A 24,340-nucleotide genomic window follows, 5' to 3' on the forward strand; every position below is an offset into this window, starting at 1 on the left:
TTTTATGGGCATCTATATATTGAAACGAATCATGTCCATCATACCAGTGTTTCTTTTAGCTACACTTCTGACAACTGGAATGATTCAACTCTCACCGGTTGACCCGGCTGAAGCGTATGTAGCCGCAGCGCATATCCAGCCAACCGATGACATTTTAGAGCAAAAAAGACATGAGTTTGGCTTAGATCAACCTTTCTATATCCAATATGTAAACTCTATTTTGAAGAAATGCCAATTCGATTTCGGCATTTCTTATGTTTCGAATAAGCCGGTTTGGGACGAGGTTACACTCCGAATGCCAGCAACGATCGAACTTGCGCTTGGTAGTTTATTGATCGCGGTGGTTGTCAGTGTGCCTCTCGGCTTCCTTGCGGGAATGAAAAGAAATCGCGCAATTGATCATATCAGTCGCTTCATTTCCTTTTTCGGGGCATCCATTCCGACTTTTTGGTTAGGGTATATGTTGATTTTTTTCTTTTCTGTTCAATTAGATCTTTTTCCAGTAGAAGGAATTGGGACATGGCAGCACCTCGTACTGCCGTCAATGACGCTGGCGCTTCCTTTAATTGCTATGTATACAAGACTTTTGCGCGCCAGTGTTATAGAAAACCTGCAAGAACCATATGTACAATACGCAAAAATCAGAGGCTTGAAGAATAAAAGCATTATGGCTAAGCATGTATTGAAAATGGCCATTTCTCCGATGATTACAGGCCTAGGAATGAATCTTGGCAAACTTCTCACCGGAACCATTATTGTTGAAGTGGTTTTTTCTTGGCCTGGCTTTGGCCGTTATTTTATTGAGGCCATTTTCAATCGTGACATCCCTGTCATTCAATGCTATGTGTTCATAGCCGCCACATTTTTTATATTGAGTAGCTTAATCGTTGATCTCATTCAAATGTTTATTGATCCGCGCATTTCCAGGAAAGAAGGGCAGTTTCGATGATCACAAGCATACGCATGATATGTAAAAGTCAAAAAGTGATAACAGCATGTATCATCATATTATCAATTCTATTTCTCATTGCTGTATTTGCCCCTTGGATTGCGCCGAATAACCCTGTTGCTGTTCATTTGGCATATAAGCTGCACCCTCCATCCTTGGAGTTCCCTTTAGGAACTGATCATTTAGGAAGATGCAACTTATCCCGCCTTTTGTACGGAACACGAATTTCTTTGGGATTTGCAGTGCTCATTTTTATTTCCTCACTTGTGATCGGTCTCATCGTCGGTACGATTTCGGGATATAAAGGCGGATGGATTGATCATCTGTTAATGAGATGTTGTGATGGTGTGATGGCCTTTCCGAACTTAATTTTAGTTCTTGGTCTAGTGGGCATATTCGGACCTGGACTTCCTCAAGTCATTCTTGCCCTCATGCTTGTGCAATGGGTCTATTATGCGAGAATCTTTAGAGGAATGGTGCTTAGTCTCAAAGAGGAGAACTTTATGAAAGCCGCACAAATCAATGGATCATCACAATGGAAGATTCTGAAAAAACATATCATACCTAATGTGCTCCCTCCCCTCGTTGTCATGGGTACATTGGAAATGGGCTGGGCCATTATGGACATATCCGCTATGTCGTTTCTTGGATTAGGCGTCCAGCCACCGGCTGCGGAATGGGGAGCGATAATTCATGAAGGTAAATCGTATATCCGGACGAACCCTGAGTTGATGATTTATCCAGGGATGATGATCATGATTGTGGTTGTAACGTTCAATTTATTAGGCGAGAGCTTATCAGAAAAATACGGAGTCAAACGTCGATGATAAAAAGGAATGAGGAAGTTGGGAACAGAACAATCACCGGTGCTGCAAGTTAGAGATTTGCATGTACAGGCCAAAACGCACAAAGGAGTTTCTACTCTAGTGCAAGACGTCAATTTCGAACTGAAGCGCGGTCAAGTCCTTGGCCTGATTGGTGAGAGCGGATGTGGAAAAACAGTAACAGGCATGTCCATTCTTCAGATGCTTGATCAGAAAACAACCAAGGTGAAAGGAAGCATTTCACTACTAGGCCGAGAATTAAACGGATTGGCAGATAAAGAAATGCGCAAAATACGAGGCAAAGAAATTTCCTATATTATGCAAAATCCGATGAACGCTTTTACCCCCGTTTTTACGATTGGTCATCAAATGATTGAAACGATTCGCACTCATACGTCTTTTAACAAAAAGCAGGCAAAGGAGCTTGCAATCGAAGCGTTGCATAATGTGAGCTTATCCAATCCTATTAAACTTTTAAAATCTTACCCTTTTCAATTAAGCGGCGGAATGCTTCAACGGGTGATGATTGCAACCGCGGTATGCTTACATCCAAGCATTCTCATTGCGGATGAGCCCACAACCGCACTAGACGTAAATAATCAGAAAACCGTGCTGAAACATTTAGACGCCATGCGCTCTGAATGTGGAACGGCGATTTTGCTTATATCTCATGATCTGGGCGTCATTGCTGAAATGGCGGATGAAGTCGCTGTGATGCAGAAAGGAAGAATCACAGAAAAAGCAGATGTGCTTCAGCTGTTTGATGCACCAAAGCATGAATATACAAAGAAGCTATTAGGTGCACGTTTGACATTGCCAATTGATGAACGTGCCATTGGGTCAATTTGACGAAAGAGCGCATTTTAATGAGGTGAACAAGTGAGTTTATTACAAGTGAAAGAAGTCTCTCATCGTTATGCGGAGCGTTCATTATTCAAATGGAAATTTCAATCTAAACAAGTCCTATCCGATGTCAGCTTTTCGATTGAGAAGGGTACATGCTTAGGCTTGATTGGGCCAAGTGGAGCCGGTAAGAGTACATTGGGAAAAGTGTTGCTTGGTTTAGAACGGCCGCAATCAGGTCAAATCCTTTTTCAAGGGCATGATATGTATAGCGTAGATAAATCGATCCGGCGAAAAATCCGTCGTGACCTTCAAGCTGTCTTTCAAGATTCATACTCGTCCGTCAACCCGCGAATGACGGCGGAACAGATTATTGCAGAACCATTAGAAAACTATGAAACCCTCACTGCGGCGGAACAAAGACGAACCATTATTGAGTTGTTGGAAAGAGTAGGCCTAAGTGAAAATGATTTAACAAAATATCCGCACCAATTCAGCGGCGGGCAATTGCAGCGAATCAATATCGCCAGAGCAATCTCGCTCAAACCGAAACTGATCGTTTTAGACGAATCAGTCAGCAGTCTGGACATGGTTACCCAAACGCTTATACTCGATTTGTTAAAAGAGCTCAAAGACGAGTTTGGGTTATCGTATTTTTTTATTACGCATGATTTGAAAGCCGCTTATCAATTGAGTGACACATTAGGTGTACTAGATAACGGAAAATTAGTTGAGCTATACGAGTCCAAACTTCAGTTCTTTGCATCAGACCATCCAGCAGTAAAAGAAATGAGAAGCTCCATACTTGCAGAACACCCGCGCTTTCGTTCGATAGGAAGAGGAATGACGCTACAATAAGAAAATCGCGTGTAGATATATAGCATTCCCGGTTACATCGTTTTTTCATAATATTTGCTTTAACAAGTACGGCATGTCTCTTGTTGTTCAAAGCATGGAGTGCTGATTTCAATAGAACGGTTGCACCGTTAACTGCTTTCAACTCACGGCTACACATGCCACATTTTAACCAATGTTCCTGCTTTAAATATGACATTGAAAAAGAACCGTTGGCTTTAAATCATTGGTTCTTTTTCTAACTGTTTTTGCTTTCGTTGTTGTGTTCGCATAACATACATTCACAGAACTTTGAAATAATACCAGAGCTTCTTCATCTTTAGTCATTTCATTTTTTCCTCATACTCTCCCTTACTCTTCACCCTATCTTCAAAATGCTTTTTCCCAACCGTCAAGTTAATATTGATCGTATCTTAACTTTGTTAATGAGCCGTCAATCCCCGTTGCGAAGAGAAAGAAACGGATAAAAACGAAAGAGGGCAAAAAAGCTGCTGACGAGGAGTCAGCAGCTAAAAGTATTTAAACATTCAAACTCCATAAGGGACTAGACTAAGCTTGTTTTTCCCCATTCTATCAATTTTCCATAGTGAAAAAAACCGTTTGTGTAGAAGAAATGCCATAATTCACGGTATGTTCCTCTTCATTTAATGCGCCATCATATCATGGGCAATATCGTGTCCGTCCATTTCTGACGGGTAGTAGGTAGGCCAGTTTTTCACTTCATCAAGTAAAGCTTCACGGTCCTCACCCCAATACAGATGGTAATGGCTAGCTTTAGTCGGGTAGATACTGTGATCGCTAAACTGAATATACTGAGGAAGTCCTTCAGCTTTTTTAGCTCGTTTGAATATGTATCTTACCCCTCTATTGCCCCCATCATATGTTAGAATTTCGTACCCGTCATACGTATACTTACCAGAATATTCTTTTCCGTTTTTGAAGAACGTTACAGCATCTTTTTGAATTAAGATACGGTCAACATCTGTTTTATACCCTTTTTTATAATACTCTTTATATTCTTCAGCTGTCTTGTCACCTTCATGTTCTGATTTATATGAGAATACTTCGTCAAGAGTACCATCTTGCAGGTATGGATATACCGATTGCCAGTCTCCTTCCCAATCAGAAAGTGAACGATCCTTTACTTGGCTGTTTTTAAAATCGCCTTCATGAATTTTTTCTGTCTCTTCACCATGTGCATGACTATGACTATGATCGTGATCGTGATCATGAGATTCTGATGTTTGCTCTTGCGTGTTAGAAGAGTTTTCTTCACCTGCTGAGGATGATGTTGCTGTTTTATTAGACTCACCTTTAGATGAACCTGAAGTCTGACATCCTGCCAATATTAGTAATAAACCAATCATAAATATCCCTAATCTCTTTGCAAATAAAATTTTCATTACAACACTCCTTTTCCCAAACCGAAATAATTACGATTTGTATTATACAATTATCTTGTTCAAAAATCAAAGGGAAAATGCTCCTAATCTCGCTTGAATGTTGCTGGGAGCAGATGGCGATTTCATTAGAATCCTACTTTGTTAATCAGAAATTCTTTTAAAATGCGAAAATCTACGATATTCCATGAGGAGAGATTTGTTGTGAAGTACACCTTTTTAGGAAGAACAGGATTGCGGGTCAGCCGTTTATGTTTAGGTGGCTCGATACAGATGAAAAGACCGCGTTCCATATTATAGATGAAGCGCTCGATAGCGGCATTCCCACAAATGCAGGTGCGGAAGACATAATAATAGCAAAAACCATACCAACATTGTTGGTATGGTTTCTCTCAGATAGGCCCAAAGAAGAGACTCTATTGTACGAATTATATAGCTAGTTGCATTTGTAACCGACAGGGCCGTCTGAACCTGTGTAGACATATGTGTCAGAAACATATCCAATGTTCACGACACCACGTGAATCTTTCCACTGGATTTGATCCCAAATATTACTCGTTCCATACTTTCCAGTAACAGTCGTCCCATAAGCGTAACAATAGTAAGGAACACGTGAACCGCTAGGAATGGAAAGCATAATAGGATAGTTTGTACCTGGACCGCTGCGCATATTTACAGGCGCACCGCTGCTTGTTGAGACAGTAAAGTACTGAACGGCAAGTGCCTGACTGGAAAAAATGAATAATGATGCGATCATCACGGTTAACATACTCAGCATTTTCAGTTTAGTCAATGTCATCCCTCTTTCTTCAATTTCTTCATTTTAAGAACGATACATATGCTACCAGCTGCATTTAGGAACTACCGGGCCGTCTGATCCTGTATACATATATGTATCAGAGACAAATCCAGGAACGATCTCCCCGCTGGCAAGCGTCCGTTCTGTGTAGTTCCAAATATTACTCGTTCCATACTTTCCAGTTACAGTTGTACCGGTTTTGTAGCAGTAGATCGGGATGCGGGTTCCGCTCGGAATAGTCGTTACAATCCCCCAACTTGTACCTGGGCCGCTGCGCATATTTACGGGAGCACCGCTGCTTGTTGAGACAGTGTAATACTGAACTGCTTGTGCATGACTAGAAAAAATGAAGAATGACGCCATCATAACGGTTAATAAACTTGCCATTTTTAACTTTCTCAACTTATATCCTCCTCACAATAAATGTCCTGCGTCTGGTTTTCTTACATTCAGTTCAGGAATGATTCGGCAGACCATCTTCGCTCCTTTCGTTTACATATATTGATCATATTACCATCACACAGGTATATGAGAAGTGCCATTATTACTGAATTTTCCGACAGAAGAGAGGATAAAATTTGGGAATATAGGGATGACAATGCAAGCAAAAATAATGCATGAAAGATATGTCACACACCAATTAAAAGCTTGACTACTCATCAAAATTTTTGATGATCCCTCGGTCAGTTTCAATCATAAGTGGTGCATCTATACTGTATTTATCCGAGAATATCCACCTTCTTCCGACAGGACCTAATAAAATATAGACTCCTTCTTTATACTCCCCCATGAAATGTAAATGGTTTTTTGAGAAAGGTTCATCATTTCTTTGCCGGATTCCCAACTTTAAAAGGTAGTCAAAACATTCTTTAACATGATTCGTAGATAAACCAATCTCACTTATCCCTATTACATTGTCGGGCGTGAATTCTTTTGACCTCGTTTCCGGAGAGGTTTCTAATCGAGAAATAAACTCAACAATATTACCTGCTGGATCTTCAAAATATATCGATCTTGCCTTTGCATTTGCAAAATATACTTCATCATCACCATTTTCTTCAAGTAAATTAACCTTCTTTTTCAGCCATTCTTTTGCTTCTGCGAAAATATTCGAATGGATATTAAACGCAAAATGATAGTAATATTGATTCACTTCGTCTTGATGCAAGGTTAAAATGCTTTCTCCCACTTGAAATGTGGCTAATGTATCAGTTAACGCCAGCCTTTTAAATTGAAGGATATCTTTATAAAAGCTTACAGTTTGATTAAAATGAGAAACAAATATTTCAAGATTTTTTATTTTCATTATTCACACCCCCTCTCTTAATATATCTAAAATGAGAAACAAATTCTTTCTACATTTAGCTTATTTAATCTACATCATTAGACTGAAAAATAAAAAACTACATAAATTTGTTTTTCATTATTATTCATTAGCTTTAAGGATGGATGAAATGAATCACCTTGGTTTTTCATTTCAAAAATCTGTACAGCTGAAGTAAGGTCATCATCAATCTATACCTAGGCATAGGCTTCAGGATTGTCATCTGATTCCTGAACTCGTCACCCGTGTCATGTCTAAAACTGGATAGGTATACCGTTTAGTATATAAGAACAGATATACTCACCTCACTACGCAATTGTTTTCAAAGTCTATCTATTGTGTTAGTGAGACCTTGCTGCCGTCTTCAATATCTTCAAACACAATTTTCAGTGGAAAGGATCATAATATTATCACCCCTATAAAGAGCCTCCTATTTTATGACTTGTATAAACATAATAAAAAAACCGCTCTTAAAAAACGGTTTTAGAGTATAGGAAGGAACTGATTCTAAGATGAAATCGAAAGAGATTTATTCACTGCTTCTCGAGCATGGATTAAGGTTGTATCAAATATTGGCACTTTGAAATCTTCAGCTTTTACTAGTAATCCAATTTCAGTACATCCGAGAATTATTCCCTCCGCTCCTCTATTCATCAAATTATTTATGATTGTGTGATAAATGTTTTTCGATGACTGTTTAATTTCACCCAAACATAGTTCTTGATAGATAATATTATTTATTAATTCTCTTTCATTATCATTAGGCACAATAATATTAATGCCATGAGTCTCAATACGAGTTTTATAAAAATTTTGCTCCATTGTATATTTGGTACCAAGTAATCCTGCTGAACGAATATCTTGTCTGTTCATTTGATCAGCAGTTGCATCGGCAATATGTAAAATAGGTATTGTGATCATTGCTTGGATATCACTAATTACTTTGTGCATAGTGTTTGTGCATATTACAATAAAATCTGCTCCGGCTTTTTCTAATGATCTTGCTGCTTCCCCCAAGGTTTTACCAGCTTTATTCCAAGCTCCTTCTGATTGAAAGTGTTCAATCTCTTTAAAATTAACACTGTACAAAAGACACTTTGCAGAATGTAACCCCCCTAACTTCTTTTTTATTTCCTCATTGATAATTCGATAGTACTCAGCCGACGACTCCCAACTCATTCCGCCAATAAGACCAATCGTTTTCATAGCCCACCTCGATTTAAAATTCGAAATATTATTAGTATTTTAATATATAAGTCATTTTAATACCAGGACTGCTATTATCAAGTATAAAATGATTGATTGGTCTTCCAGGCCCGTAGCTACGGTGGAAATATAATCAAAATGACAGAAAACTTTGCCCCCTTACTTGTCATGTGTATCGATAATATGAGTTTCTTGTCTAGGACAACCTTTTTTCTTCATCATAACTTATATTGTAAGACAAGATTTTTTGAGAGGGTGATTTTGATGAGCTGCAGCAACGGTGGGTTAAGAAGTGTGGACGAATTCATGTTCGGCTCTCGTCGCGGGAACAACGGTACCAATAGCTTCAATGGCTTCAATGGTTTTAATGGGGGTAATGGAGGTAACGGAGGCAACAATGTAGAAACAATTGTTTCTCCCACAAGAAATGTTGTAAATACGACTACCAATGAACGTACTGTTAGACGTGTTCAGCCGACTCATATTGTTAATGTTAATAGAAATGTTACAAGAGTAGAAAATTACTATCCAGTGACACAATCTGCAGAGAATGAAAATATCGTTGAGGAATATGATTGTGGAAGTGACTTAAGAAATCCATGCTGTAAACCAGTAAAAAGATGGAATAGGTAATCATTCAGTAAAGATTCATTTTAGGCATCCTTATGGATGCCTTTTTCATTACCCTATCCTTTCCAATTATAAGATTTTCGGCATTAATATGAAGAGAAATGAGTTGGTTTCTTTAAAGATAAGCATTTAACAAAACGCTCGTATAAAAAAGGGGGACTTGGAGCGAGTCCCTGAAAATGATAAAAAAAGAGAGGTTTTCTTCCTCATTTCTTTGTGAACTTGTTTTTTTGCAAATGATCTTCTATCGCTTGTAAAGCCTGATTCTCGTCAACGCCATTAGCTCTTATCCTTATGTGGGTATTAGGTTTAATTCCTAGTGACATCACATCAATGAGGGACTTGGGTGTATTTTTCAGATCGACAGCTTCCCCTTGATATTCAAGATATATACTAGAGCTGAATTTACAAGCCGCACGTACTAACAAGACTGCTGCACGTGCGAAGCCTGTACTCGCGATAATTGTATACTGTTTTTCTATCATTCTCCCCTGCTCCTTAGGCCTTAGAATTCCTTAAAGAATTGGAATAGGCCAGTTTTTATTCATAAGCCCTCTATTCTTTCTCTCAATCCGAAACATAGTATTTTGTTGATTTCCAGCAATATCGTTTTCGAGCATAATTCATGATGACCAACTATTCGGTGAGGTACATATGGTTCTTCTAGAAACTTAACTTCTGCAGGCATCAATTTAACTGCAAGAGCACCTACGGCATCTTGAAGGTGTGACATTTTCGTAGCACCGATAATAGGAGCTGTTACAGGCTCTTTCTGCAGCAACCAGGCAAGCGCGATATGAATACGGGAGACACCGCGTTTTTCCGCGATTTCCCCTGCTCTTTTATGATAAATGTTAACAAAGAAGGAATTGTTTAATTCATTCTAGCCTTACTGGTACTTATCCATGAAAACTTTCCGTTTTAGGTCTGCTTTTGAGTTTGTCCTCATTTTCGCGCAATTTCCCATCATAATCCTCAATTTTTTTATTTAATCTTTTTATTGTTTCATCAATTTCTTTCCGCTTTTCTATCAATCGCTGTCTTTCGTCAGCCAGGATATTTTTGCGGGCTTCTACTGTTCGGTCTCCTTCAGTAAATAACGTTGTATATTCAATTAACGCTTCTATCGTTAGTCCAGCATTTCGCATGCATTTGATGAATTCAACCCATTTGATATCTTCTTCATCATAATCGCGGATTCCGCTTTCTTTTCGTTTTACCGGCGGGATCAATCCAACACGTTCATAATATCTGAGCGTTGCGGCTGTTAGGCCAAACTGTTTTGCCACTTGCGTAATATTCATATTTTTCACCTCTTTATCCTGCTGTTTTTGAAGATAACACTTAAAGTTCACTTTAAGTCAAGAAGAAACCAAGTTTAAACTCTGACGTATTCCTCAATCTCATTCTTCAGGAGATGTCGTGAATATTCCGCCGCACGTAAAACATTGGCATGGCGCAACAAAAGACAGTTGATTTGTGCATTTAGCCATTACTCCTGGAGAGACGGACTGGTTAGAGCCTGCTTATGATGAATGGTATGATGCATTATAAAATGAACGCATTGAGTCAAACTTAAGTGTTAAAAAAGCATTATTTCTTCAATAATTGTGTTTACTCTTAATCTTTTATAAAAATATGTTTCTAAAAAAAACTCTTGCCTTAAAGTGGACTTTAAGGTTTAAAGTGATGTTGAACACACATGACAAACACCAAGTGACATGTTCTTATCTGGAAACTGACTATATGAAAGGAAGGTCTGTATGTGTAATCATTATAAAACTCGTGTATTAAGCGTACCAAATGCTAAAGCGAAATTTGAACAGACGACAATTGAAAGAAGAGAATTACGGCCGCACGACGTCTTAATCGACATTAAGTTCAGCGGTATTTGCCATTCCGATATCCACAGTGCGTTCAATGAATGGGGCGGAGGAATTTTTCCGATGGTTCCCGGTCACGAAATCGCCGGAGTTGTGGAGGCTGTGGGAGCAGAAGTCACAAAATTTGCTGTCGGAGATCGCGTTGGCGTCGGCTGTTTTGTTGACTCCTGCGGAGAATGCGAATACTGCCTCAGCGGTGAGGAACAGTTCTGCACTAAAGGTGTTGTCCAAACTTATAATTCACTGGACTATGATGGAAATCCGACGTATGGCGGGTACAGCCAAAAAATCGTTGTCACTGACAGGTTCGTTGTTCGGATACCGGACAGTTTGGAGATGGATGTTGCCAGCCCTCTACTGTGTGCAGGGATTACAACCTATTCCCCTCTAAAACACTGGAACGTCGGCCCAGGCAAAAAGGTTGCGATTGTAGGGGTCGGCGGGCTTGGTCATTTAACGATTCAATTTGCGCATGCTTTGGGTGCAGAGGTAACCGTCCTGAGCCGCTCTATGAATAAGAAAGAGGAAGCCCTTGAACTAGGGGCTGACCATTACTATGCAACCAGTAATCAAGCTACATTTACTGAATTGGCCGGGCGTTTTGACGTAATCTTAAATACAGTATCCGCGAACCTTGATGTAGATGCCTATTTATCAATGCTTCGGATAGACGGAACCCTTGTGAATGTAGGGGCACCGGCCGAGCCGGACAAATATAGTGTATTCTCCTTAATCATGGGCCGCCGCAGCCTAGCGGGTTCTCTTGTCGGCGGAATTCCAGAAACACAAGAGATGCTTGATTTCGCTGCTCAGCATGGCATTGCACCTAAAATTGAGGTGATTCGTGCCGATCAAGTGGATGAAGCATATGAGCGTGTTCTTCGCAGTGATGTACGCTACCGATTCGTTATTGATATCTCTACATTATGAGTCGGAATAGTTGTAAAAGGTGAGGTAGCCATACTATTGGCTACCTCGCCTTTTGTTTACTGCACTCCGCTCCACAGTGAAAATCATTTAAAAAGTCTTTTTTTAAAAAAGAAATAAGTTAAGAAGAGCGCTAATCCTTCTGCCTCGTTTTGGCTGCGCTTTTACCCTATGAAAACCATAAAACCTATAAACAATCCTTTCGCAGGACTCTTGCGAAAACCATCTCAAGCAAATATTTTGAAGGAAAATGAACGTGCCTGTTATTCTATGGTATATAGGAATTCATAGGAGGTATAAATATGAGCAAAAAAATCGCTGTTCTCGTTACAGACCAATTCGAAGATATCGAATATACAAGTCCGGTAAAGGCATACGAAGAAGCTGGCCATAGCGTCGTTGCCATTGATTTGGAAGCAGGCAAGGAAGTTACCGGTAAACATGGCGAGAAAGTGAAGATCGACAAAGCAATCTCCGACGTAGATGCAAGTGAATTCGATGCCCTATTGATTCCTGGAGGATTTTCCCCAGATTTGCTTCGCGGAGATGATCGGCCGGGTGAATTTGCGAAAGCATTTGTAGAAAATGAGAAACCTGTTTTCGCTATTTGCCACGGCCCGCAGGTACTCATTGATACGGATCTTCTGAAAGGCAAAGACATCACTGGCTACCGCAGCATTCGCAAAGACTTGATCAACGCTGGTGCAAATTACAAAGACGAAGAAGTAGTCGTCAGCCACAACATTGTAACAAGCAGAACACCTGATGATTTGGAAGCATTTAACCGCGAATCATTGAACCTGTTGAAATAAGAAAAAGGCACAGACAGTTTGAGTCTGTGCCCTTTTTTATAGAGAAAGTGTAAGAATCTCTATTCTCCCTTCATTTAAAATGCCTCTTTTGTCTTTTCTAATCAGCCTTTGCGTTGACATTCTGAAAGGCTGCTGTAGCATCCCAAACGTTCAAGCCAAATTGACCTTCTGAGAATGCAGAATCTTCAGCATCTATGACTAGACGGTCATCCAAATATATTTTAAAGTGAGCGCCATGAGCCACAGTTTTCAGATGATATTTTTTATTTATATCTATTGGTGTTTGGTGTTCGGCAATAACAGAGGCAATCCCGTCCTCAAATTTAAAAAATTTCACAAGATTATGTTTCGCATCCACATTGGCTACATAACCGTTTTGTGCGTCTTTATCAGAACGAAACACAAGAGCCCCTGCCCCTTTTCCGTTCCCATCCTTAATGATTATATCGGATTCATAAGTGAAGTCAGCTCCTGATGCTGAAGACATCATGAAGGAATCGCCGTCTGATCGTCCTTGTTTTCCATCAATTGTGTCGGCCCACGTACCGTTTACAGTTGTCCAGCCAGTCAAATTGGATATAAACGGTGACGCTCCCCATGCTTTATTTAAAGGATGAATCGTTAGGGAGTTTACCTTAACACGGCCATTAACAGCATATAATTCAAGACCTTTGCTTGATCTATCCGGAAGAATGATGTCAGTCAACACCTGTTGCCCGTCATTGCCAAATACTTCGACTGAAGAGCGGTCAACAAAAATACGCATTTTTATCTTTCCATTTACCGGCTTCAGCGGAGCTGCTTGCTTCCCAGTGTTAAAGGTTGGATTAAAGGTGACATTTCCGGATTGGCTTCGGTCAACGAACAGTTTGCCGCTCTTTTGATGATAACCGACTTTTGTATATTGATTTCTCCCTGTTCGAACCTTAAAACCGAATTCAGAAGCCGAACCTGGATTCACTTGAAACTCTGCATTCATTTCATAAGCATCTCCAGATATACCCGCCAATACATTACTGCTCTCTGGCGATATAATCTTATTTTTCCACTTCTGCGCGGCTCCCCTGATAGATTGCAGCTCTGTTACTGGTGTTTGAATAACTCTGATCCCTTTAGAAAACGCTTTCAATTTTACTTCTCTTGGAATAGTCATTGCACTTCTCCATGGAGATGTAGGAACATCGTTGGCATATTGCCAATTGCTCATCCACCCTAGCCAAAGCCGCCGTCCATCTGAAGAAGGAACATCGGACCAAGAAACAGCCGCATAAAAGTCTTTACCGTAGTCGGTCCATAATACTTTGTCTGACGGGTTTTCGTTCTTGAAAGTTGTTCCATCAAAACTTCCTACAAAATATTGCATGCCTGATCCTCCTGAAACCGCACCGTTTCCGACACTGACTTGCATCACCCATTTCTTTTGTTTCGGATTGCCGTCTACAGGAAGCTCAAATAAATCCGGACATTCCCATACGCCTCCATGACTTCCTTGTCCTTGTCCAAACTCACTTGCATATGTCCACTGTTTCAGATTTTTTGATGTATAAATGAGTATTCGGTCACCAGCTGCCAGGACCATCACCCACTTTTTATCTTTTTCATACCAAAACACTTTCGGATCGCGAAAATCTTTTTTTCCCGGGTTTGGAATGACCGGATTACCTGAGTATTTCGTCCACGTTCTGCCTTTATCATTACTATAGGCGACGCTTTGCACTTGGCCGTCTTCATGATCCTGCGTATATATAGAGACAAGCGGCTTCTCCTTTCCGGTTTGAAAACCGCTTGTATTATTCCAATCGACCACTGCGCTCCCGGAAAAAATTGTGCCTTTTTCATCAGGTGACAGCGCTATGGGAAGGTGCTTCCAGTGAACTAAATCCTTGCTTACTGCATGGCCCCAATGCATCGGCCCCCATTGCAGACCGTATGGATGATGCTGATAAAACAAATGATACTCCCCTGCATAATAAACCATTCCATTTGGATCATTCATCCAGTTTGCCTCTGGTGTGAAATGATATTGGGGACGGTAATCCTCATCATAGTAGCTTGAATCGGCTGCACTTACTGGCAGTGCCATAGTAAACAGCATGGTGAATAGGATCACGACTTGAATTAGCTTCTTTTTCATTCTGATTCTCTCCTCTCTAACATTTAAAAACATTCAAGAGAGACATCTGCACGAGTGATCCGTGATAAAAGCTGTATCGAATGATGATGAGGTTATGAGAAAGACTTCTGCAGGTTCTCCCCTTTTTACCCGTTAAGCGCTTATGCCAGAAATCCAGCCCAATAGCCAAGAATACCGATCACAAATATGCCAACTATAATAAGGAGCGGATTTACTCCTTTTCGCAGCATCCATGCCACTAATAAAGTCAATCCTAAAGGCAGCACCCCCGGCATAATGCTGTCTAAAATATTTTGCACAGTTTGAACGTCAACTTTTCCGTTATCATCTTTAATTCTTGAAACAACGATCGGGATGTTGATGGTGGTCCACTTGGAGACCAAAGCCCCCATCACAAATAACCCGAGGATGGAAGCACCTTCTGTCAGTTTTTGAATACGATTCCCTGCTAGATCCTGCAGAATCTCCATCCCTTTTACATAGCCATACTTTAAACCGTAATATTTTGTGGTTAATCTGATGGCATTCAGCAGGAAAAAGAACAGCAGAGGACCGGCAATGTTTCCGCCTAAAGCAAGAGAAGCCCCTAAAGCAGCCAATACGGGGCGTACGGTTCCCCAGAAAATAGGATCGCCCACACCCGCTATCGGACCCATTAAACCGATTTTCATCCCGCTTATTGCTTTCCCGTCTATTCCTTTATTGTTCGCCATTTCTTCTTCCATGGCAGCTGTCACCCCAAATATGGGTGCGGACAGCCACGGATGTGTATTAAACCATTCCAAATGGCGCTGCAAAGCTGCGTTTCTTTTCGCTCCCGGACCGTACAATTTTTTTATCGCCGGTATCATCACATAGCAATATCCCATTGCCTGCACACGTTCAAAGTTAAATGAGCCGAGCAAGAAATTCGAACGGATAAACATACTGAAAATGTCTTTCTTTGTTAATCTTTTTTCTTTCTCCAATTTTCATCCCCCCCTCATTCTTATGCATCAAGATCGTCATCATCATCATAGACAGCTGCATTGCTGCCGTCTGCGGCTGCGGCGACTGCCCCGTGGGCGCTATTTTTTTGCATAACCTGCTGGTATAAAAGCGCCAGACAGAGACCAAGAGCGCCAAATCCTACTAAATTGAAATCGGTAAACGCTGCCAACAAAAAACCAATATAGAAAAATGGCTTAAGATAAGGGATATTCATCATATTGATCACCATTGCATACCCCACAACAACAATGATGCCTCCTCCTATTTGCAAACCTTTGGTAATGACTTCCGGAATATTTCCCAAGAACACCTGAACAGCGCTCACACTGATTAAGGCCACAATCAAAGTCGGTATCATGACACGCAGCGCTTGAAACACCATGGCGGTAACATGCATAATTTCAATTCCTTTGATATTCCCCTCCCTGGCATATTTATCAGCACGGTGAATGAAAAAGACAGTAATCGTTCGGACAAAAATAGTAAGCGCTTGACCTGCAGCTGCCAAAGCAACAGCGACGGCAATGCCTTCACCAATGCCTTGATCAGCGGTAATCACTAAAATGGTTGAAATCACAGAGGCAATGGCTGTATCAGGCGCCATGGCGAGGCCGACATTCATCCAGCCCAGCGCCATCAGCTCCAGCGTTCCTCCTAAAATGATTCCTGTTTTTAGATCACCAAGCACAAGGCCAACCAAAGTGCAGGCAATCAGCGGACGGTGTGTTTGTCCTTCATCCAATACACTTGCAATACCTGTAATGGCTGCAATGATTAACAACAAAATAATTTGTATTGAAGTCATCATCTCATCCCCTTGATGATTTTGTTACATTTCTCAAAATCTCCATAAAGTCTTCACTGGTATCAGAAGGCAGCTGCCTCAATTCCAGTGTGACGCCTAATTCATTTAATGATTCAAAGGCCTCTATATCCTCTTCAGTTACGCTGACTGATTTGGTGATTTGCCGGCGATTATTCTCAAAACGCATCCCTCCGACATTTACGGTTTTGATAGGGACGCCTGCTTCTATGAGAGATACAATATCGGATGGGTTTTCAAACAGCAGCATCGCCGTTACCCCTTCGTAGCGCGGACTATGAAACGCCTTTGCCATTTTAGAAATTGATACGGCACTCGCCTTTACATTGGAAGGAGCAACAGATAGGATCAGGGTTTTTCTCATTTCATCCTGCGCAACGTCATCTGACACAACGATGATTCGGTCTGCTGCATGGACTTTAATCCATCTTGTCAGGATTTGGCCGTGAATAAAGCGGTCATCAATTCTTGCCAATGTAATGTTCATCATAGTTCATCCTCTCTTTTTTCTTCACAAACTGTTTTTGCTTTTTCTAAATGTTCACTGCAAACTTGAAAGCTTTGCTGGCTCATTTTTTTTAAGTGATTCAGCATTTCTTTGAGTTTCATGTGTTCTCTCAGGCTTAAAACCTCCAGTAGTATCGGCAGGTTTATGCCGGCAGCCATATCCATTCTTTGATCCTTAGCGATGAAGGAAGCCGCTGCGTTATACGGTGTGCCTCCAAAAATATCAACTAAAAAAAGCACCTCATTTTCTTTCGGAATATCCTGAAGCGTCTGATGATATTTTTCTTGCAGCGTTTGGATGCCCTCTCCTTTAAAAAACGGCACCGCTATCAGATGATTTTCTTCACCGAATATCATGCCTGAAGATTCTTTTAATGCTATGGGAAAGTCCCCATGTCCGCTAATAATGACTGAAATCATAACACGATTGCTCCTTTCCTTTTTCGTACACCCATTTATAATGCAAGTATCGTGCCAAAGAAGCTGTGTTAAGCGTTCTCATTTGTTTTACAGCACATGAAGAAAGCTGATTGAAACACATGTGAATACAAAAATAAACCTGTATTAAAATGGCGTTCCATTTAATACAGGTTTACGTAAAAAAATCGTTTTTAACACATGTGGCCATGTACTTCGTCAGCAAAAATGGCGGCTATAAATAATTTTTCATCATCGCTTATGTTCAGCCCCAATTTTTGTTCGTAAGGGATTAATGTTCGCTCTGTCACCTCAAAGATCTCTTTCAGCTGATCGGTTATTTCGTCTTCTTCGGAAAAAGCAATCGGATTCTGTTTAATCACCCTTTCAAAGGCAAAAGCTGTATGCATAATCACTTTGATCATCACTGTGTTATTGAAAATGATGCCTAGTTCATCTTGAATGGTTTGAAGCCACTCTAATAAGATTTCTATAATGTGATGAGGGTTCAAAAAAACCAGATACTTTTTCAAACTATCCTCGCAAAGCTCCCGTACAATGATGTTTGTGCCCGATAATCCATTACTCATCGGGATGCTGCCTTTTGTGATCGCCTGTTGGATCATCTTCTCTCCTTCTCCTCCAATTAATACCTCCAAAGATACATGCGGAGCATTGATTTTAGGATCTTTTGTTCCTACTGTCGCAAGAATCTCATACTCTTTTTCGATTTCTTTGATGCTGTTTGCCAATTTAATCGATGATACGGTCAATATGTGGATGGGAACATCAGAGGCCTTGTTTACGATCGTTGTTAAGATGTCTTCCAGCTTTTTTGCCGTTCCGCGGCCTGTTGTGCAGATCGAAACCAACGCCCTCTTTTTGCCTGGTGAGGCGGCAGGCTGCCGATCCCATAACTCAATAAAATCCTTTGTGACCGAATCATATATGGCATGTAAATGTAAATTCAGATAGTTCACCTTTCTGACGGCGTCCAGCACCATTGAGGTCGTGACATTGCTGATTGTTTTGATTTTGATGCCTGTTTTTTCTTCAAGCTTGCTTTCCAGCATTGCAAGTGACCCCATGTCAACAAGCATTAAAACACCTTCACCTTCATCTACCTGCTGTATTTTTCCCGCTAAGCACTCCATAATTTCCGCAGGTGAAACAGAAAGGGGCATATCAACGGCCGCAATTGGGGTGCTTCCTAAAAGCTCCGTCGCTACTTCTACCATGGAACTCGCCATGCTATTTCCATGTGCGGCAACCACAATCCCTACTCTTTTGTTTTCTTTTAACGTTTTGATGGAATGAATCAGCATCGTTAAGTAGATGACTTCTATTTCCGGGACGGTTACTCTGAAGTGTTCCTGAATTTTGTCTTTAAATATGAGCGCCACCTGATACTCTTTCACATGGGTATCACGGATTTCATCTGTTTCCTGCGCATTTAAAATATCAATTTGCTTACCGCGTTTTAAAAATGAATCGATATGCATACTTAAAAAATAGATAAATTTACGGTCAAATGTGCAATTCAGTTCATGTTCAGCAACTTCTTTTAATTGCTTCGTCATTTGAATCACGCCGTCCTCAACAAATGTCAGCAGGTTGTCATTTCGGAACGCGCTTTGATTAAAAAAGCTTCTGACATGCAAATGAATATCCGTTAAAATATATTGGTTTATTTCCTTTTTGGACAAACCTTCTTTGTTTAGCACTTCGACCTTTTCTTCTATCAAATGATACAAATTAAATGATAGATCATCATCAATTTTTGTTGTTTCATCTTCTACTATCGGGGATATGATGGTTGTGATATTGACATATTCAGAAATCGTTTTGCTTCTTTTCATGTTTTTGCTGCTTGACATCCAATCTTGCTTGATTTCATCCGGGAGATCCCGAACGGTCAGTTCAACAACTTCATCTCTGTCAAGATTATGTAAGAATCCATGTGCACAAACTAACTGCACATTTGATTTCAGCTGTCCCACATTCCCAAACTTCGCAGAATGAATCAATGCATTATATACATCGATATGCACACTTAGATTCTTCTTAATACGCTCTGCTTCTTTCCCTAATAAAAACGTTGTGAGATCAACTCTCTCTTTAAGAGATCGTTCTTCCAGCGATGGAATATGAATCGTCATTGGAATTCTCCGCAAAAATGTTTTTAATAGAGCAGAATTAGGGTTTTCGGTAGTTGCGCAAATAAATAATACTTTCGATGTTCTTTTATGTTCAGTTTCTCCAAGACGGTTATAAGATCCGCTGTCGATAAAATAAAACAGCATTTCTTGTCCCTCAGGCGGAAGACGATGAATTTCATCCATAAACAGAATGCCCCCGTCGGCCTGCTCAACTAAACCGGCTTTATCTTCGCTGGCACCGGTAAATGCTCCTTTCTTATGACCAAATAATTGAGAGAGCAATAATTGAGGATTGTTATAGTAATCTGCACAGTTAAATGTGATGAACGGAGAACCAGCCTTCAAAATGTCAGAGTAAATCGCAAACTGGTAAATCCGGTTCGCAAAAAGGGATTTACCGGAGCCTGTTGGTCCTAAGAGAAGCATGTGCAGACCGTGCGGAGGATAAAAAACAGCTGCTTTTGCTTGAGAAATTGCTTTCTTCAAACTGCCTTTTGCTCCAATCATAAGTTCAAGAGGATTCGTAGAAATATTTTGATCGTTCTTTTTTTGATTTTCAGAAAGCCCCTTCAGTTCTTTCACTTCCATTATCTCTGTATTCCATTTTTTGTTGAATGCCCTTTCCACTACTTCCACTGGAATGTAGCGCACGGGAAACGTTTTAATTTTTATTACCTTTTTGGACCGCACGAGATTGTTTAATTCAAAACTGACATTGGACCGCTCTATCTTCAATTGCTGAGCAATTTCCTTTGCTGAATTTCCCTGTACCTTTAAAAGATGATCTAAGCTGGAGTCATGAAAATTATGCATGAGCTGATGGTATATTTTATCAATTCTTTTCATCTATATCATCCTTTGTCCTTATTAGTCAAAATTGAAAAAACGGACATCAGTTTTATGCCTTGTACTGAGGATCTCATCTCATTCTATGGCCTTGCGTCCGCACTCGGATTTTCTTTTTCAATATTCTGTTAAATGTTTTTGTATGCAGGAACAATAGCACGTATCTCAACACAAAAGCTTGCACCGATTAAAAAATAATTTCGTTATTTGTCTAAACAAACACCCTTTTTGGTGTTTTTGATCTATGATTCACTCAGGTTGTCCCCCTTCAAAAGTAATAATTCGTAAACAGTTTACCACTCTCCGTGAACATATTGGTGACAAAGTTCTGATACTTCAGAAAATACATCTTAAAGATCAGGGCAAATAACCCAAAACTTAATCTCTTGTCATTATAAACATGACTGAATGTAAACTCTCTATTCTTCCTATAACATTATTATTTTAATAAAAAATAGTGGGATATATTATTAGAGCGGCAGAAAAGAAATCCTTTACTCATCCTGATGGATATTACACCTTATAAAAATAGAAAAGAAAGATAGATACATTAGTTACATTTAATTAAAAAAATCAATAAAATTTAAAATAATATAAGTTTCCTGTTATAATGATAGATAAAAAATTTAGGAAGCTATGATTCCTAAACAACCAAGATAACTATATTTTTTATTGGAGGAAAACATAAAGTGACGGACGATTCCACTATGGACAATTCTCTGCACAAACGGAAATTGTCCAGAGGCCTTAAAAACAGGCACATACAACTCATAGCGATTGGGGGGGCAATCGGAACTGGTTTATTCCTAGGATCAGGGAAATCAATACATTTTTCAGGACCCTCTATTTTATTTGCTTACATGATCACGGGCGTATTTCTCTTTTTTATTATGCGTTCACTGGGAGAGCTGCTCTTATCAAACGCGGGATATCACTCTTTTGTTGATTTTGTAAGTGATTATTTAGGAAATATGGCAGCATTTATTACCGGCTGGACGTACTGGTTTTGCTGGATCTCACTTGCTATGGCTGATTTAACAGCTGTCGGTCTTTATACCCAATATTGGTTTCCTGGTGTACCCCAATGGATGCCAGGGTTTATTGCGCTTATGATGTTGCTCATCATGAATCTAGCGACTGTAAAACTTTTTGGTGAATTGGAGTTCTGGTTCGCATTAATCAAAATCATCGCAATACTGGCACTGATTGTTATCGGTATTGTCTTGATCATAAAAGGATTTTCCACACAGTCAAGCATAGCCTCCTTCACGAATCTTTGGAGTCACGGCGGCATGTTTCCAAATGGTTTACATGGATTTATCCTCTCATTCCAGATGGTCGTGTTTGCATTTACGGGCATTGAACTTGTGGGGCTTACTGCAGGCGAAGCAGAAAACCCAGAAAAAGTAATCCCTAAAGCAATTAACAATATCCCTATTCGAATTTTGCTTTTTTATATTGGCGCTCTTCTTGTGATTATGAGTATTTATCCATGGAATATCATTAATCCTGCTGAAAGCCCATTTGTTCAAGTATTCTCAGCGGTCGGTATCACAGCAGCCGCCAGCATCATTAATTTTGTTGTACTGACATCTGCTGCTTCAGCTGGCAATAGTGCTTTATTTAGTACAAGCCGGATGGTATACTCGCTTGCCAAGGATCATCATGCACCTGACCCATTGCAAAAGCTGACTGCCTCAAATGTACCAAGCAATGCATTGTTCTTTTCAGCCATTGCCATTCTTATTGGTGTTATTCTGAACTATGTAATGCCAGAGCAAGTCTTTACGCTGATCACAAGTGTTTCTACTATATGCTTCATCTTTATTTGGGGCATTATTGTGATTTGCCATTTGAAATACCGGAAAACAAGACCGGATGCAGCAAAGGTGAATACATTTAAAATGCCGCTTTTTCCATTATCCAATTACGTAACACTGGCTTTCCTGGTGTTCATACTGGTTGTGCTGGCACTCGCGAAAGATACGCGTGTTTCCCTATTTGTCACTCCAGTTTGGTTTCTCTTATTGATGATTGCTTATAAAGTTCGTCATACTAAGTGAAATCATAAAAAAGACAAGGGAGTTGTTTATCCCTTGTCTTTTTTGTGTGCTGCGAGGCACTGGATATTCCATGTTTTACGATCCCGCTCATTTAGTGTCATGATCTTTTCCCGTACAAATGTCTCCAAATAAACGTATGCTGAAGATAAAAACATACCTGCCTCCGTGATTTAATCTCCATATTTATCAAAAGACTCCGTTCAAAATATGAACGGAGTCTTTTGATAAGTGGCCGTGACATCAATTTAAACCAGTTTTAATACCAAACCCAACTAATATGATTCCCGTTATTTTTTGAAAAGCTTTCTGGAACTTGGGATTTTTCATCCATTTTTTTGCGTAATCAATGATATAAACGAGAAAGAGGAACCATAACACCGCTAATAGGGTGAGAATTGAAGCTAAAATAATGAGCTGCTGGTTTACATTTCCCTTCAAATTAATGAATTGGGGCATGATCGTGACATAGACCAAAACCGTTTTGGGATTGAGAATGTTACTGAGTGACCCTTGCATAAAGGAAGATTTATAGTGTCGTTTCGGAGAAATTGCTGCGGTTTTTGCTTGAGCTTGCATGTCGTCTAAAGAAAACATATTTTTTGCAAAAAAACTTTTTATCCCTAAATAAATTAAGTATGCTGCTCCCAAATATTTGATTGTTGTAAAAAGAATCACCGACTTGGCAATGACCATTGATAAACCTAGAATGGCAATAACCGTCCAAAAAGAAAGTCCCGTTGCCAATCCGAGAATATTATATCGGCCAGCCTTTGCGCCATACCTAAGGGTATTTTTCATAACAAGCATCGTATCTGCTCCTGGAATGATAACCATCATGGCAGCGATCGGTATGTATGCGAGTAAGCTGTGCATGTTCTTTCCCCCTTTAAATGAATCCCCTTAACATATAGTGACTACTAAAGTAACTCCCTATAAAAAGTGTATCAATACGTTTGGAAAAAATCAATATGGTTTGTTAAAATAGCGATTACAAAGGCAGCGACTGCTCTTTATATTGGAGGATGTATGAAGGAAAATATGTTAGACATTTTAAAAAACCTCAATTTTACCGAATATGAATCAAAAGCTTATCTGGCATTATTGCAAGAATCGCCTTTAACCGGTTATGCGGTAGCCAAAAATTCCGGCGTGCCTCGTTCAAAAATATATGAAGTCTTGGAAAGCTTAGTCTTAAGAGGAGATGTTTTTGTAAGCCACGGAAACACGCCTCAGTATGTCCCTGTACCCGCTAAAGAACTGATTAAAAACCGACGGCTCAAAGCGGAAGAGAATTTTGACCAGGCTGAAAAATACTTTGAAAAATTCGAACAGACCGCAAATGACCGGGAAAATATCTGGAATATCACCGGACGCAGTGAAATTCTTGAAAAGGTGAAGGCTTGTATATTATCAGCAAAAAAAAGAATCCTCTTGGAGATCTGGAAAGAGGATTTCAAAGAGGTGGAATCAGAGCTGAGACAGGCGGCAAATAAAGGTGTCATTGTCACCATTATTGCCTACGGAGATATCGCATCTGATTTTGCTAATGTGTACCTTCATGATATGAGCAGTGAAATTACAGAAGAGTATGACGGACGGTGGCTTGTATATAGCGGAGATGATTCAGAAGTAGTAGCAGGTATTGTCTCTCTTGGCAACGATAGCCGTGCTGCATGGACGATGCATGTAGGTTTAGTCATGCCTATTACAGAAGTGATCATTCATGATCTGTATCTCATGGAAATTATGAAGAAGCATAGAGGGCTTTTAGAAGAAAGTTTTGGAAAAAACCTCATCCAGTTACGACGCAAATTTTCAATCCACTCAGATTTTAAAAAACATTACTTGGAATAGAACACATGATATTTCCTGTATACCATGTAACCAAAAAACATGGCTTGTATCAACAAGTCATGTTTTTTTATGAACTCCCCATTAATAGGGTCTTT

24 protein-coding genes and 3 pseudogenes are annotated in these 24,340 nt (G+C 39.9%); 11 read left to right on the plus strand and 16 right to left on the minus strand.

What is annotated here, in order from left to right; translation table 11 throughout:
• Positions 1-4 precede the first annotated feature (4 nt).
• The 4 genes from nikB to nikE are packed head-to-tail and all read left to right on the plus strand — an operon-like array spanning position 5 to position 3,474.
• On the plus strand, positions 5-949 hold the full coding sequence (nikB, locus tag NYE43_RS13285; RefSeq protein ID WP_106022546.1) for a nickel ABC transporter permease subunit NikB: 945 nt from the start codon (positions 5-7) through the stop codon (positions 947-949).
• Positions 946-1,776 (plus strand): nickel ABC transporter permease subunit NikC, encoded by an 831-nt coding sequence (gene nikC, locus NYE43_RS13290; protein WP_185848779.1) that lies wholly within the window; start codon positions 946-948, stop codon positions 1,774-1,776. Before nikB ends, nikC begins: the two co-directional genes overlap by 4 nt.
• A gap of 18 nt (positions 1,777-1,794) precedes the next feature.
• The gene (gene nikD, locus NYE43_RS13295) at positions 1,795-2,622 is read left to right on the plus strand and encodes a nickel import ATP-binding protein NikD (protein ID WP_024122257.1); all 828 of its coding nucleotides are present in this window, start codon (positions 1,795-1,797) and stop codon (positions 2,620-2,622) included.
• A gap of 30 nt (positions 2,623-2,652) precedes the next feature.
• Positions 2,653-3,474, plus strand: a complete 822-nt coding sequence (gene nikE, locus NYE43_RS13300) for a nickel import ATP-binding protein NikE (RefSeq protein ID WP_101861132.1) — start codon at positions 2,653-2,655, stop codon at positions 3,472-3,474.
• A 183-nt stretch (positions 3,475-3,657) separates the two neighbouring features.
• On the opposite strand, the gene NYE43_RS13305 is transcribed toward nikE, so the two are convergent.
• Positions 3,658-3,798 carry a hypothetical protein gene (locus tag NYE43_RS13305; RefSeq protein WP_185848778.1) on the minus strand — a complete coding sequence of 47 codons (141 nt, stop codon included), beginning with the start codon at positions 3,796-3,798 and terminating at the stop codon, positions 3,658-3,660.
• Positions 3,799-4,115: 317 nt separating this feature from the next.
• Positions 4,116-4,874, minus strand: coding sequence for a metal-binding protein ZinT (locus tag NYE43_RS13310; RefSeq protein ID WP_103672571.1), 759 nt, complete (start codon positions 4,872-4,874; stop codon positions 4,116-4,118).
• 201 nt (positions 4,875-5,075) lie between these two features.
• On the opposite strand from NYE43_RS13310, the pseudogene NYE43_RS21745 reads away from it, so the two are divergent.
• Positions 5,076-5,293, plus strand: a pseudogene (locus tag NYE43_RS21745) (aldo/keto reductase); the annotation flags it as partial.
• A gap of 14 nt (positions 5,294-5,307) precedes the next feature.
• Here the strand turns inward: NYE43_RS21745 and NYE43_RS13320 are convergent.
• From NYE43_RS13320 to NYE43_RS13335, 4 genes are all read right to left on the minus strand, one after another.
• Positions 5,308-5,664, minus strand: a complete 357-nt coding sequence (locus NYE43_RS13320; protein WP_004398671.1) for an SH3 domain-containing protein — start codon at positions 5,662-5,664, stop codon at positions 5,308-5,310.
• Positions 5,665-5,712: 48 nt separating this feature from the next.
• Positions 5,713-6,072: an SH3 domain-containing protein gene (locus NYE43_RS13325; protein WP_010335061.1), complete on the minus strand. Its 360-nt coding sequence runs from the start codon at positions 6,070-6,072 to the stop codon at positions 5,713-5,715.
• Between the two features lie 250 nt (positions 6,073-6,322).
• Complete coding sequence (locus NYE43_RS13330; protein ID WP_095713404.1) at positions 6,323-6,976, minus strand: VOC family protein; 654 nt, start codon at positions 6,974-6,976, stop codon at positions 6,323-6,325.
• A 525-nt stretch (positions 6,977-7,501) separates the two neighbouring features.
• Positions 7,502-8,200, minus strand: coding sequence for an aspartate/glutamate racemase family protein (locus NYE43_RS13335; protein WP_095713405.1), 699 nt, complete (start codon positions 8,198-8,200; stop codon positions 7,502-7,504).
• A gap of 264 nt (positions 8,201-8,464) precedes the next feature.
• Here NYE43_RS13335 and NYE43_RS13340 point away from each other — a divergent pair, with 264 nt between their 5' ends.
• Positions 8,465-8,833 carry a CotD family spore coat protein gene (locus NYE43_RS13340; RefSeq protein ID WP_095713406.1) on the plus strand — a complete coding sequence of 123 codons (369 nt, stop codon included), beginning with the start codon at positions 8,465-8,467 and terminating at the stop codon, positions 8,831-8,833.
• Positions 8,834-9,036: 203 nt separating this feature from the next.
• On the opposite strand, the gene NYE43_RS13345 is transcribed toward NYE43_RS13340, so the two are convergent.
• The 3 genes and pseudogenes from NYE43_RS13345 to NYE43_RS13355 form a co-directional block, all read right to left on the minus strand.
• Positions 9,037-9,315 carry an HPr family phosphocarrier protein gene (locus tag NYE43_RS13345; RefSeq protein WP_095713407.1) on the minus strand — a complete coding sequence of 93 codons (279 nt, stop codon included), beginning with the start codon at positions 9,313-9,315 and terminating at the stop codon, positions 9,037-9,039.
• A 143-nt stretch (positions 9,316-9,458) separates the two neighbouring features.
• Positions 9,459-9,674, minus strand: a pseudogene (locus NYE43_RS13350) (aldo/keto reductase); the annotation flags it as partial.
• Between the two features lie 55 nt (positions 9,675-9,729).
• The gene (locus tag NYE43_RS13355; RefSeq protein WP_024122264.1) at positions 9,730-10,134 is read right to left on the minus strand and encodes a MerR family transcriptional regulator; all 405 of its coding nucleotides are present in this window, start codon (positions 10,132-10,134) and stop codon (positions 9,730-9,732) included.
• 109 nt (positions 10,135-10,243) lie between these two features.
• Between NYE43_RS13355 and NYE43_RS13360 the strand changes: the two are divergent.
• The 3 genes and pseudogenes from NYE43_RS13360 to yraA all read left to right on the plus strand — a co-directional run.
• Positions 10,244-10,384 (plus strand): annotated as a pseudogene (locus NYE43_RS13360) (gamma-carboxymuconolactone decarboxylase); the annotation flags it as partial.
• Between the two features lie 209 nt (positions 10,385-10,593).
• A complete protein-coding gene (locus NYE43_RS13365) occupies positions 10,594-11,643 on the plus strand; it encodes an NAD(P)-dependent alcohol dehydrogenase (protein ID WP_341062114.1) in 1,050 nt (349 codons plus the stop codon).
• Positions 11,644-11,942: 299 nt separating this feature from the next.
• A complete protein-coding gene (yraA, locus tag NYE43_RS13370) occupies positions 11,943-12,452 on the plus strand; it encodes a cysteine protease YraA (protein ID WP_069487145.1) in 510 nt (169 codons plus the stop codon).
• Between the two features lie 97 nt (positions 12,453-12,549).
• On the opposite strand, the gene NYE43_RS13375 is transcribed toward yraA, so the two are convergent.
• The 6 genes from NYE43_RS13375 to NYE43_RS13400 form a co-directional block, all read right to left on the minus strand.
• Positions 12,550-14,586 carry a GH32 C-terminal domain-containing protein gene (locus tag NYE43_RS13375; RefSeq protein ID WP_341062115.1) on the minus strand — a complete coding sequence of 679 codons (2,037 nt, stop codon included), beginning with the start codon at positions 14,584-14,586 and terminating at the stop codon, positions 12,550-12,552.
• Between the two features lie 140 nt (positions 14,587-14,726).
• The gene (gene levG, locus NYE43_RS13380; RefSeq protein ID WP_024122268.1) at positions 14,727-15,554 is read right to left on the minus strand and encodes a PTS fructose transporter subunit IID; all 828 of its coding nucleotides are present in this window, start codon (positions 15,552-15,554) and stop codon (positions 14,727-14,729) included.
• Between the two features lie 20 nt (positions 15,555-15,574).
• Entirely contained in the window at positions 15,575-16,381 is an 807-nt protein-coding gene (gene levF / locus NYE43_RS13385; RefSeq protein ID WP_101861138.1) for a PTS fructose transporter subunit IIC, read from the minus strand.
• A gap of 4 nt (positions 16,382-16,385) precedes the next feature.
• The gene (locus NYE43_RS13390; RefSeq protein ID WP_185848775.1) at positions 16,386-16,886 is read right to left on the minus strand and encodes a mannose/fructose/sorbose PTS transporter subunit IIB; all 501 of its coding nucleotides are present in this window, start codon (positions 16,884-16,886) and stop codon (positions 16,386-16,388) included.
• Complete coding sequence (gene levD, locus NYE43_RS13395; RefSeq protein ID WP_059335489.1) at positions 16,886-17,326, minus strand: PTS fructose transporter subunit IIA; 441 nt, start codon at positions 17,324-17,326, stop codon at positions 16,886-16,888. The genes NYE43_RS13390 and levD overlap by 1 nt, the downstream gene beginning before the upstream one ends.
• 191 nt (positions 17,327-17,517) lie before the next feature.
• Positions 17,518-20,328: a sigma 54-interacting transcriptional regulator gene (locus NYE43_RS13400; protein ID WP_185848774.1), complete on the minus strand. Its 2,811-nt coding sequence runs from the start codon at positions 20,326-20,328 to the stop codon at positions 17,518-17,520.
• Between the two features lie 689 nt (positions 20,329-21,017).
• On the opposite strand from NYE43_RS13400, the gene NYE43_RS13405 reads away from it, so the two are divergent.
• Positions 21,018-22,391: an amino acid permease gene (locus NYE43_RS13405; RefSeq protein ID WP_024122274.1), complete on the plus strand. Its 1,374-nt coding sequence runs from the start codon at positions 21,018-21,020 to the stop codon at positions 22,389-22,391.
• A 240-nt stretch (positions 22,392-22,631) separates the two neighbouring features.
• Here the strand turns inward: NYE43_RS13405 and NYE43_RS13410 are convergent, their stop codons facing one another.
• Positions 22,632-23,264 carry a LysE family transporter gene (locus tag NYE43_RS13410; protein WP_024122275.1) on the minus strand — a complete coding sequence of 211 codons (633 nt, stop codon included), beginning with the start codon at positions 23,262-23,264 and terminating at the stop codon, positions 22,632-22,634.
• A gap of 153 nt (positions 23,265-23,417) precedes the next feature.
• Between NYE43_RS13410 and NYE43_RS13415 the strand changes: the two genes are divergently transcribed.
• The gene (locus NYE43_RS13415; RefSeq protein ID WP_095713413.1) at positions 23,418-24,245 is read left to right on the plus strand and encodes a TrmB family transcriptional regulator; all 828 of its coding nucleotides are present in this window, start codon (positions 23,418-23,420) and stop codon (positions 24,243-24,245) included.
• Positions 24,246-24,340: the final 95 nt, after the last annotated feature.

This window comes from Bacillus sp. FSL R5-0434, from assembly GCF_038004745.1.
In the GTDB taxonomy this organism is placed as follows: domain Bacteria; phylum Bacillota; class Bacilli; order Bacillales; family Bacillaceae; genus Bacillus; species Bacillus halotolerans.

Excerpts from the sequence above, each read along its gene's own strand:
- nikB (WP_106022546.1), top strand. The coding sequence starts at position 5 with ATGGGCATCTATATATTGAAACGAATCATGTCCATCATACCAGTGTTT.
- nikC (WP_185848779.1), top strand. The coding sequence starts at position 946 with ATGATCACAAGCATACGCATGATATGTAAAAGTCAAAAAGTGATAACA.
- NYE43_RS13305 (WP_185848778.1), bottom strand. The coding sequence starts at position 3,798 with ATGACTAAAGATGAAGAAGCTCTGGTATTATTTCAAAGTTCTGTGAAT.
- NYE43_RS13310 (WP_103672571.1), bottom strand. The coding sequence starts at position 4,874 with ATGAAAATTTTATTTGCAAAGAGATTAGGGATATTTATGATTGGTTTA.
- NYE43_RS13330 (WP_095713404.1), bottom strand. The coding sequence starts at position 6,976 with ATGAAAATAAAAAATCTTGAAATATTTGTTTCTCATTTTAATCAAACT.
- NYE43_RS13335 (WP_095713405.1), bottom strand. The coding sequence starts at position 8,200 with ATGAAAACGATTGGTCTTATTGGCGGAATGAGTTGGGAGTCGTCGGCT.
- NYE43_RS13340 (WP_095713406.1), top strand. The coding sequence starts at position 8,465 with ATGAGCTGCAGCAACGGTGGGTTAAGAAGTGTGGACGAATTCATGTTC.
- NYE43_RS13345 (WP_095713407.1), bottom strand. The coding sequence starts at position 9,315 with ATGATAGAAAAACAGTATACAATTATCGCGAGTACAGGCTTCGCACGT.
- NYE43_RS13355 (WP_024122264.1), bottom strand. The coding sequence starts at position 10,134 with ATGAATATTACGCAAGTGGCAAAACAGTTTGGCCTAACAGCCGCAACG.
- NYE43_RS13365 (WP_341062114.1), top strand. The coding sequence starts at position 10,594 with ATGTGTAATCATTATAAAACTCGTGTATTAAGCGTACCAAATGCTAAA.
- yraA (WP_069487145.1), top strand. The coding sequence starts at position 11,943 with ATGAGCAAAAAAATCGCTGTTCTCGTTACAGACCAATTCGAAGATATC.
- NYE43_RS13375 (WP_341062115.1), bottom strand. The coding sequence starts at position 14,586 with ATGAAAAAGAAGCTAATTCAAGTCGTGATCCTATTCACCATGCTGTTT.
- levF (WP_101861138.1), bottom strand. The coding sequence starts at position 16,381 with ATGACTTCAATACAAATTATTTTGTTGTTAATCATTGCAGCCATTACA.
- NYE43_RS13390 (WP_185848775.1), bottom strand. The coding sequence starts at position 16,886 with ATGAACATTACATTGGCAAGAATTGATGACCGCTTTATTCACGGCCAA.
- levD (WP_059335489.1), bottom strand. The coding sequence starts at position 17,326 with ATGATTTCAGTCATTATTAGCGGACATGGGGACTTTCCCATAGCATTA.
- NYE43_RS13400 (WP_185848774.1), bottom strand. The coding sequence starts at position 20,328 with ATGAAAAGAATTGATAAAATATACCATCAGCTCATGCATAATTTTCAT.
- NYE43_RS13410 (WP_024122275.1), bottom strand. The coding sequence starts at position 23,264 with ATGCACAGCTTACTCGCATACATACCGATCGCTGCCATGATGGTTATC.
- NYE43_RS13415 (WP_095713413.1), top strand. The coding sequence starts at position 23,418 with ATGAAGGAAAATATGTTAGACATTTTAAAAAACCTCAATTTTACCGAA.